Here is an 8,652-nt window from a genome sequence, read left to right as displayed (position 1 = left end):
CTGACCCGCGTTGGGCGGCGGGAGGACCAGGGGGTTGTGCGCCGGCGGCGGCATCGGGGGCGGCTCGTACACCGGAATGGGAACTTCCGGCACCGGCGTGGGCGCGTTGCTCGGAGGCCCCTGGACCCCGCGGCGATCCTCGTTGCACACGTTCGCGGTGTGATAGGCGTTCACGTAAAACATGCAGTGCTGGCAGGAATCCGGGTTCGACCCGGCGCCCGCGCACGGGGCCGCCTGCGCCACCGGAGCGGTGGTGGTGACCACCATCGACAGCGGTGCGAAGGCGATGGCGGCGGCCGCCAGGATGCGAAGTGGCCTCAATGGTCGAAATACCTTGACTTGTCGAGCAATCGGCGGTCGCGTTCGGATTGGCGGTCCTGGTGGTAGGCCTCGACCTGCTCGGCGACCCACTCTTCGAGCAACCGGTCCTGCAGGGCGAACATCTCCTTTTCCTCGTCCGGCTCGCCGTGGTCGTAGCCGATCAGATGCAGCACCCCGTGGATGGTCAGCAACGCCAGCTCGTGTCCCAGGCTGTGCCCCGCCGAGGCGGCCTGGCCGGCCGCGAATTCCGGGCACAGCACGATGTCGCCCAGCATCGAGGGCCCCGGCTCGGGAGCGTCCGGGCGCCCGCCCGGCTCGAGCTCGTCCATCGGAAAGCTCATCACGTCCGTCGGGCCGGGCAGGTCCATCCAGCGCATGTGCAGGTCGGCCATCGCGGCGGTGTCCAGCAGCACCATCGACAGCTCGGCCGCCGGGTTGACGTCCATCTTGGCGATGACGAACCGCGCGACGCTGATCAGCTCGGCCTCGGAGACGTCGATACCCGATTCGTTGGATACCTCAATGCTCATAAAATCCGCTCACCGCACCATCATCGACGACCGCGCGAGCCCGTCGCGCGCCGCGCCGCCCGGTTCATTGTCAGGCCGGGCTCGTCAAATTTCGCATAGGCGTCGACGATCTCCGAGACCAGCCGGTGGCGTACCACGTCCACGCTGGTCAGCTCCGCGACGTGGATGTCATCGACGCTGTCCAGGATTTCCATCGCCGAGCGCAGGCCCGACTTGGCGCCGCCCGGCAGGTCGACCTGGGTGATGTCGCCGGTGACGACGATCTTGGATCCGAAGCCGAGCCGGGTGAGGAACATCTTCATCTGCTCGGCGGTGGTGTTCTGCGCCTCGTCGAGGACGATGAACGCGGAGTTCAACGTGCGCCCCCGCATGTAGGCCAGCGGCGCCACCTCGATGACCCCGGCGGTCATCAGCTTGGGGATCAGCTCGGGATCCATCATGTCGTAGAGCGCGTCATACAGCGGCCGCAGATACGGGTCGATCTTCTCGCTCAGCGTGCCGGGCAAAAAGCCAAGGCGCTCACCGGCTTCCACGGCCGGGCGGGTCAGAATGATGCGGCTGACCTGTTTGGTCTGCAGCGCGTTGACCGCCTTGGCCATCGCCAGATAGGTCTTGCCGGTGCCGGCCGGGCCGACCCCGAAGACGATGGTGTTGGCGTCGATGGCGTCGACGTAGCGCTTCTGGTTGAGCGTCTTGGGCCGGATGGTCTTTCCCCGCCGCGACAAAATGTCCAGCGTGAGCACTTCGGCCGGTGACTCGTTGTCCGTGCCGGCCAGCATGGCGACGCTGTGGCGAACCACCTCCGGGGTCAACGGCTGACCGCCGGCGACGATGGCGACCAGCTCGGAGATCACCCGCTCGGCGAGCGCGACGTCGGCGGGCTCACCCGCGACGGTGACCGCGTTGCCACGCACGTGCAGGTCGGCTTTCAGGCTGCGCTCGAGGGCCCGCAGGTTTTGGTCGGCCGAACCCAACAAGCCCATCACGACATCGGGCGGAACGTCGATGCTGCTGCGAACCTGAGCAGAGGCCGGGACGGCTCCGGCTGCGTCAGCAGCGCTGGTCTCGCGGGGCGTCACGTGGCTCTCGATGCCTGCTTTCTCGGTTTGTCGGTGGGTTGCTGGGCCGTCTCAGTCTACGCCGAGGGCCCGGATTGGTCAGCGTTCAGCAACGTACTCGAAGTCGGGTCGGTGTCGCGAACCCGCAGCGTGTGGCCGTTTGCCGGGACGTCGCCGCCCTGGTCCCACCTCGAGGTCAGCACGCCGAGGGCGCCCAGCGCGACCGCCGCGGCGCTCGACGTCCGCAGCACCTGGGGCCCGAGCCGCACCGCCGTCGCACCCGCCTCGGACAGCGCCGCCATCTCGTCCTCCGCGATGCCGCCTTCCGGACCGACCACCAGCAGCAGCGACGTCGCTTGGGCCAGCCCGACATCCGCGAGCCGGTCGGTGGCCGACTCGTGCAGGGCGAGCGCCGTGGCGCCGGCGGCCACCTCGTCGCGGATCCGCCGGGTGAGCTCGGCGGTGGACAGCACGCCGTCGACCGGCGGGATGTGCGCCCGACGGGATTGCCGGGCCGCCGACCGGGCGACGGCACGCCATCGCCGCAAACCCTTGTCGACCCGGTTGCCCTGCCAGTTGGCCACGCACCGCGCGGCTTGCCAGGCCAGGAACGCGTCGGCGCCCGCTTCGGTGGCCAACTCGATGGCCAGCTCCGAGCGCTCCGACTTCGGCAGCGCCTGGACCACCGTCACCCGCGGGGATCCCGGGGGAACGGTCCAGCGTTCGAGCACCCGCGCGCGCAGCCCGTCGCGCCCGGCGTGCTCGACCTCGCAGTGGGCCAGGGCCCCGGCGCCGTCGCCCAGCACCAGCCGCTCGCCGGGGCGGATGCGCCGCACGGTCGCGGCGTGGAAACCCTCGTCACCGCCCAGCACGGCCAGCGAGCCGGGCTCGGGCAGATCGCCGAGGTAGAACAGGGTCGCGACCATGTGCGCGCCTTCGCGGCTCCCCGCTAGCGTCCGGTGAAGGTTTCGCGCAGCCGGCTGAACAAGCCGCCCCCGGCGTGCGTCGAGCGGACCTCGGGCACGTCGCGGTTGCGGCGGGTCTTGAACTCGCGCAGCAGTTCGGTGTCGCGGTGGTCCAGCCGGGCCGGAACGACGACCTCGACGTGCACATGCAGATCGCCGCGGGTGCCGGAGCGCAGGTGCGGCATCCCGTGGCCGCGCAGGGTGATGACCGACGCCGGTTGGGTGCCGGGCGGGATGGTGATCTCGCTGACGCCGTCCAAGATGGCGTCGACGGTGACGGTGGCGCCCAGCGCCGCATCGACCATCGGCACCGAAACCGTGCAGTGCAGATCGTCGCCTTCGCGGACGAAGACGTCGTGGGGCTGTTCGTGGACCTCGACGTAGAGGTCGCCGGCCGGGCCACCGCCGGGCCCGACCTCACCCTGGGCGGCGAGCCGCACGCGCATGCCGTCGCCGACACCCGCGGGGATCTTGACACTGATCTCGCGGCGGGCCCGCACCCGGCCGTCGCCCATGCACTGATGGCACGGGTCGGGGATGACGACGCCGACGCCACGGCAGGTCGGGCACGGCCGGGACGTCATCACCTGGCCCAGCAGCGAGCGCTGCACGGTCTGCACCTCGCCGCGACCGCCGCAGGTGTCGCAGGGGACCGGCGCGGAGTCGCCGTTGGTGCCCTTGCCTTGGCATCGATCGCAGAGCACCGCGGTGTCGACGGTGACCTGCTTGGTCACGCCGGTCGCACACTCTTCGAGGTCGAGGCGCATACGCAGCAGCGAGTCCGAGCCCGGCCGTACCCGCCCGATCGGGCCGCGGGAGGTCGCGCCGCCGCTGAAGCCGCCACCGAAGAAGGCCTCGAACACATCGCCCAGGCCACCGAATCCGGCGCCGAAACCACCGCCCGCCGCGGCCGCGTTCTCCATCGGATCGCCGCCGAGGTCGACGATCCGCCGCTTCTCGGGGTCGCTCAGCACCTCGTAGGCGACGCTGATCTCCTTGAATTTCGCCTGCGCGGCCTCATCGGGGTTGACGTCCGGATGCAGTTCGCGCGCCAGCTTGCGGTACGCGCGCTTGATCTCCGCGTCGCTGGCGTTTCTGCTCACGCCGAGCAGCCCGTAGTAATCGCGTGCCACGCTTGACTCTCCTATACCTGGTCTTTCCCCGCGCCTACCCACCCTGCGGGTGCGCGTTCATCGAGCACCCAGGACTTCGCCGATATACATGGCAACCGCAGCAACGCTGGCGATAGTTCCCGGATAGTCCATCCGGGTGGGCCCCAGCACACCCATTCCCCCGTAAACGGTGTCGGAAGTGCCGTAGGCGGTGGTCACCACGGAGGTGCCCAATATCTGCTCGGCGGCCGTCTCGTGGCCGATGCGCACCGTCACCTTACCGGCTTCCTGCTGGGCAGCCAGCAATCGCAACACCACCACCTGCTCTTCGAGCGCCTCCAGGATGGAGCGCAACGAGCCACCGAAATCGGCCGCGTTCCGGGTCAGGTTGGCGGTACCGCCCAACAACAGGCGCTCTTCGGTGTGTTCGACGAGCGATTCCAGCAACACCGTCGCCGACCGACCGACGGCGTCGCCCAGGCCGTCCGGGCTGCGCAGCTGTCCGGCGAGGTCGGCCACCGCGACGGAGGCGGCCGACAGCTTCTTGCCCACCAGCGCCTGGCCGAGCATCTCGCGCAGCTGGGCCAGTTCGTGCTCGTCGATGACGTCGCCGAGTTCGACGACCCGCTGGTCGACCCGGCCGGAGTCGGTGATGACGACCATCAGGAGCCGGGCCGGGGTCAGGGCGATCACCTCGAGGTGGCGCACGGTGGACGACGACGCCGTGGGGTACTGCACGACGGCCACCTGCCGGGTCAGTTGCGCCAGCAGCCGCACCGCCCGGCGCAGGACATCATCGAGGTCGACCCCGGACTCGAGGAAGCTCTGGATCGCGCGCCGTTCGGCCGACGACAGGGGCTTGACGTCGTCGAGCCGGTCGACGAATTCGCGGTAGCCCTTCTCGGTGGGCACCCGTCCGGAACTGGTGTGCGGCTGGGTGATGTAGCCCTCGGCCTCGAGCACCGCCATGTCGTTGCGGACGGTCGCGGACGAGACGCCGAGGTTATGGCGCTCCACCAACGCTTTGGAACCGATCGGTTCTTTGGTGGCGACGAAGTCGGCCACGATGGCGCGCAGCACCTCAAACCGACGGTCATCGGCACTTCCCACCGGCCGCCACCTCCTTCGATACCGCCTTGACCGGATTCATTTTACGGTCTCGTGCGGTGCCGACCTCACCGGCGAAGCGCGACCAGACGCACAAGCTCGCTCCCCGGCCGCGTGTCGGGTGCTTTTGCGTCTGCTCGCCGGACGACCGGCGGCGTCCCGTCAGGTCAGGAGGGTTGGTGACGCCTTCGGGTAGGCCGGCTGCGGGTGGTTTCCTCAGGTGGCACACGCATCGAGACGCACGGCGCCATTGTCGGCGCTGCCACGCGGCGTGGGTCGACTCAGTCGCGGCGCACGGCGTGGATCGCGCCGCTGCTCGGGTCTCCGGTAATCGTTGCGGCGCGTCCGTAGGGCTTGACACTCTCGTCCCAGGCGCGGAACTCGGTCCGCCAGCCATTGCGCTCCAACCAGTCCTGAGCCTGAGGGCCCAGTCCCCGGACAGTTGGCCGATCGTCGGACCCGGTCGCGACGAGCCGCTTCAGGTCGCGGTACCGCTTCTGAGATTCGTCCACGTTGACACTTACGGTCCCGAACTCACTGCCGGGCGCCGAAAGTCGCGTGATCGTCGCCACCACCTCGGTCGCTTCGTCTCGTGACAAGTAGGGGATCACGCCCTCGTCTACCCACGCGGCGGGTAGGTCCGGGTCGTACCCTGCAGCCAGCAGTGCCGGCGCCCAGTCCGTGCGCAAATCGACCGCCACGACGCGACGGTCACAGGTCGGTACCGCACCAACACTGTTCAGCACCGGCTCCTTGAGCCTGAATATCTCCGGCAGGTCAAGCTCGAACCACCGCAGGGCGGCCGGGAGACCCATTCGATACGCCCTGGTGTCCAGGCCCGCACCCAGCATGACGAGTTGCTTGCCCCCGGCGTCTACCCAGGCATGGACGCGGTCGTCGACGGCTCGAACTCCCAGCGTCCGCCCCTCGTAGAACTGATCGACAAGCCGCTCCACCTGGGCCCACCGCGTGGCGGCTTCGTCAGGTGCGTTCGGGTCAAGGAACGCCTCACGTGCAGCATCGGCGAAGGCGGCTGCGTACGGGTCGTCGTAGAGCCGGTCCTCGCGGGCGGACTCACGGGCTCGAATCATGGCCACGCCCAACGCGGTCAGCGGGATTCCGCTTAGTGGAGCCCTGCGGTGCGATGTCATCGAGTCTCCTCGCGCTTCGGACAACTGCTTGCTTACCGGTCGGTTAGCCTTGCGAGGAGGCTAGGCACATGCCTTACCGGCCGTCAAGTAATCTAGTGAGGAGTGGGTGTGGACCGCCGTCGTACCGACACTCGTTCCCGGATCCGCTCGGTAGCCATGGAGCTCTTCACAGAGCAGGGCTACGACAAGACCTCGATGCGGGAAATCGCCGAGCGTCTCGGAGTCACCAAGGCGGCCCTGTACTACCACTTCCAGACGAAGCAAGACATCGTTACCGACCTGTTTGCATCCTTGCCCGAGGGCATCGAGGAGATCGTCCAGTGGGCGCGAGAGCAACCAGCGGGACGGAAGACCAGAGAGGAGATCCTGGTCCGCTACGGGACGCTCCTGCATGAGGTCGGGCGCGACATGGCCCGCTTCTTCTACACGAACCAGGCCGCCTTCGGCAGACACGAATCGGCCTTCACGATGCGCGAGGGGATGCGTCTGCTGGCGCAGGAGATGACCACTCCGGACCACAACCCGCTCGACACGTTCTACGCACGTCAAGCGCTCCTGACAGTCGGCTGGAGTTCGGCGATGATGGGCGATCTCGAACTGACCGATGACGAGTGCTTCCGGGCATCCCTCGAGCTGGGGCGTGAACTTCTACGGCGGATCTAGCCGGCATTGAGACCACGAGCAGGCGGGAGTGCGGATCCGCAATCTTCACCCCTGGTGTCAACAACCTCCTAGCCGGCAACAGCTAGCCTTTCCAGAATGAACCGGTCGGGCCAGAGCAACGATTCGGGAAGGGTCGGCCGATGATCTTCAAGGGCGTGCGCGACGGCAAGCCGTATCCCGAGCACAACCTCTCGTATCGGGATTGGTCGCAGATACCGCCCCAGCAGATCCGGCTCGACGAATTGGTCACCACCACAACGGTGCTCGCGCTGGACCGTCTGCTCTCCGAGGACTCCACCTTCTACGGCGACCTCTTCCCGCACGCGGTGCGGTGGAAGGGCATCACCTACCTCGAGGACGGCCTGCATCGCGCGGTGCGCGCCGCGCTGCGGAACCGCACCGTGCTGCACGCACGCGTATACGACATGGATATGTCGCCGCACCCACCGAGGTGATTCGAGTGGTCACGTTCGGGCCTCGCCGCGTGTCGACCTAGTAAGGACGTTGGTTTCCGCCACAACTTGCCAGGAGGGCCGCCATGCCACGGCTGCAAGGAGTCTCCGACCGCGACGCCGGACTCGGCGCCAAGATCGCCTTCTTTTTCACGAGGCGCAAGCTCGCACAGATGACCGGGCTGGAAACCGCTGGGATGCTGGAACCGCTGCGGATGTATGCGCACATCCCGCGGCTGCTCAACGCCTACGGCAGGTTGGAGCAGGCCGAGTCGAAACTCGACGTCCTCACTCCCCGCGAGCGGGCGCTGGCCGAGCTGAAAGCGGCGACGACGGTGCGCTGCGAGTACTGCATCGACCTCGGCTCTCAGATCGCCCGGCATTGGGGCATCACCGACGAGGAGCTGCTGGCCCTGGCCAACTACCAGCATGCGCCGTGCTTCTCCGACGTCGACAAGCTGATCCTGCAGTACGCCACCGCGATCAGCCGCACACCCGTCGAGGTGACCGATGAGCTTTTCGACGCGCTGCGCGCACACTTCGATACCGCCCAGCTGGTCGGCCTGACCCACGTCATCACGCTGGGCAACCTGCGCGCCCGCTTCAACATCGCGCTCGACATCGGGTCGTCGGGCTTCTCCGGTGACCGGGTGTGCGCCCTGCCCGAGACCGACCGCCGATGACGGCGGATGCGTCCCTGGCGGCACGCTTCGAGGCGGCCCGGCCCCAGCTGGGCGCCATCGCCTACCGCATGCTGGGCTCGATCGACGACGCCCAGGACGCGGTGCAGGAGGCCTGGTTGCGCCTGAGCCGTACCGCCGGCGTGGACGGCGTCGTCAATCTCGACGCCTGGCTGACCACGGTGGTGGCGCGCATCTGCCTGAACATGTTGCGCGACCGCCGGACCCGGGGCGGCGAGGAACATCTCGGCCGCCTGCCCGATCCGATCGTGGAGGCGGACGGCGAATTCGACCCCGAGCGCCGCGCGATGCTGGCCGACGCGGTGGGGCTGGCGCTGTTCGTGGTGTTGGATACGTTGCCGCCGGCCGAGCGGCTGGCGTTCGTGCTGCACGATGTCTTCACGGTGCCGTTCGAGCAGATCGCGGACATCGTCGAGCGGACGCCGGAGGCGGCCCGCAAGCTGGCCAGCCGGGCGCGGCGCCGGATCGAGCAGGCCGAACCGTCGCCCGAGGGCGCGGTGGCCGCGCAACGCGAGGTGGTCGACGCGTTCTTCGCGGCGGGGCGCAGCGGCGACTTCGACCGCCTGGTTTCGGTGCTCGATCCCGACGTGGT

Annotated in this window: 10 protein-coding genes and 1 pseudogene; 4 read left to right on the top strand and 7 right to left on the bottom strand. The window is 68.4% G+C overall.

Annotated features, from left to right (window positions below; genetic code table 11):
- The 7 genes and pseudogenes from DQP58_RS24865 to DQP58_RS24835 all read right to left on the bottom strand — a co-directional run.
- Window positions 1–267: pseudogene (locus DQP58_RS24865) on the bottom strand (hypothetical protein); the annotation flags it as partial.
- 50 nt (window positions 268–317) lie between these two features.
- Window positions 318–851 carry an rRNA maturation RNase YbeY gene (ybeY, locus tag DQP58_RS24860; protein ID WP_066869564.1) on the bottom strand — a complete coding sequence of 178 codons (534 nt, stop codon included), beginning with the start codon at window positions 849–851 and terminating at the stop codon, window positions 318–320.
- A 20-nt stretch (window positions 852–871) separates the two neighbouring features.
- On the bottom strand, window positions 872–1,930 hold the full coding sequence (locus DQP58_RS24855) for a PhoH family protein (protein ID WP_112710762.1): 1,059 nt from the start codon (window positions 1,928–1,930) through the stop codon (window positions 872–874).
- A gap of 56 nt (window positions 1,931–1,986) precedes the next feature.
- A complete protein-coding gene (locus DQP58_RS24850) occupies window positions 1,987–2,835 on the bottom strand; it encodes a 16S rRNA (uracil(1498)-N(3))-methyltransferase (protein ID WP_112710761.1) in 849 nt (282 codons plus the stop codon).
- 23 nt (window positions 2,836–2,858) lie between these two features.
- Complete coding sequence (gene dnaJ, locus DQP58_RS24845) at window positions 2,859–4,007, bottom strand: molecular chaperone DnaJ (RefSeq protein WP_067022746.1); 1,149 nt, start codon at window positions 4,005–4,007, stop codon at window positions 2,859–2,861.
- A 57-nt stretch (window positions 4,008–4,064) separates the two neighbouring features.
- Complete coding sequence (hrcA, locus tag DQP58_RS24840) at window positions 4,065–5,096, bottom strand: heat-inducible transcriptional repressor HrcA (RefSeq protein WP_066867767.1); 1,032 nt, start codon at window positions 5,094–5,096, stop codon at window positions 4,065–4,067.
- A 278-nt stretch (window positions 5,097–5,374) separates the two neighbouring features.
- The gene (locus DQP58_RS24835) at window positions 5,375–6,244 is read right to left on the bottom strand and encodes an SAM-dependent methyltransferase (protein WP_112710760.1); all 870 of its coding nucleotides are present in this window, start codon (window positions 6,242–6,244) and stop codon (window positions 5,375–5,377) included.
- 108 nt (window positions 6,245–6,352) lie between these two features.
- Between DQP58_RS24835 and DQP58_RS24830 the strand changes: the two genes are divergently transcribed.
- From DQP58_RS24830 to DQP58_RS24815, 4 genes are all read left to right on the top strand, one after another.
- On the top strand, window positions 6,353–6,907 hold the full coding sequence (locus DQP58_RS24830; RefSeq protein WP_240630123.1) for a TetR/AcrR family transcriptional regulator: 555 nt from the start codon (window positions 6,353–6,355) through the stop codon (window positions 6,905–6,907).
- A gap of 140 nt (window positions 6,908–7,047) precedes the next feature.
- The gene (locus DQP58_RS24825; protein ID WP_112710758.1) at window positions 7,048–7,362 is read left to right on the top strand and encodes a type II toxin-antitoxin system VapB family antitoxin; all 315 of its coding nucleotides are present in this window, start codon (window positions 7,048–7,050) and stop codon (window positions 7,360–7,362) included.
- Window positions 7,363–7,445: 83 nt separating this feature from the next.
- Window positions 7,446–8,042 carry a carboxymuconolactone decarboxylase family protein gene (locus tag DQP58_RS24820; RefSeq protein WP_112710757.1) on the top strand — a complete coding sequence of 199 codons (597 nt, stop codon included), beginning with the start codon at window positions 7,446–7,448 and terminating at the stop codon, window positions 8,040–8,042.
- On the top strand, window positions 8,039–8,652 hold a 614-nt coding region (locus DQP58_RS24815; protein WP_112710756.1), incomplete at its 3' end, for a sigma-70 family RNA polymerase sigma factor. The genes DQP58_RS24820 and DQP58_RS24815, both read left to right, overlap by 4 nt.

The sequence above is a fragment of the Mycobacterium colombiense genome (genome assembly GCF_003284975.1).
In the GTDB taxonomy this organism is placed as follows: Bacteria; Actinomycetota; Actinomycetes; order Mycobacteriales; family Mycobacteriaceae; genus Mycobacterium; species Mycobacterium europaeum_A.
Note: the sequence above shows the minus strand (reverse complement) of the source record. Positions and strands in the feature narration are given on the sequence as shown.